Origin of the sequence: Bartonella sp. AP20NXHL, assembly GCF_042196165.1 — a bacterium.
GTDB lineage: Bacteria > Pseudomonadota > Alphaproteobacteria > Rhizobiales > Rhizobiaceae > Bartonella.
Window position 1 is genome coordinate 1 of the sequence record NZ_JBHIPV010000109.1, and the last position, 637, is coordinate 637.

Below are 637 nucleotides of genomic sequence, written 5' to 3' on the forward strand. Positions count from 1 at the left end.
TCATACTTAGCTTTACCACCTAAAGATTGCGCAACACCGCTCCCTAGAGCATATAGCTGGTTACCCGCTACAGCATCGCTTGAAGTAGCACTAATGTCTCCATTGGTAAGCGATGTTATCTTGCTGTTTGTCTTCTCTTCACCATGCGTCGCTACAAACGCACCTTTGGACTTATCCCAAAACAACGCATCGCCTTGAACAGTGGTGATGTCCTTTTCAATCTCTTTGGTAATTTCATCCTTAATATTACTGAACTTATCTTTAACTTTATCGAATGAATCTCCAACACCAGCAAAGGCAGACGCAACAGTACTATATTCTTTATCTTCTGTTACCCCATCCGCTTTAAAGCTCTTAACCGTGAATGTAGGCGCACTCCAAGTTCCATTCTCATAACTAGCGCCACCACCTAAAGACTGCGCAACTTTATCACCTAGAGCATATAGCTGATTACCCGCTACAGCATCACTTGAGTCTTTAGTTATAGACCCATTGGAAAGCGATGTTATCTTGCTGCTTGCATTCTCTTCACCATGCGTCGCTACAAACGCACCCTTGGACTTATCCCACAACAACGCATCAGCCTGAGCAGTGCTAATTTCATTGGTAATCTCTTTATGTAAATCCGTGAAAGAAG

The 637-nt window shown here is 43.2% G+C and carries 1 pseudogene; it reads right to left on the reverse strand.

The window, feature by feature from the left end:
- Positions 1-637, reverse strand: a pseudogene (locus tag ACFILL_RS09475) (hypothetical protein); the annotation flags it as partial.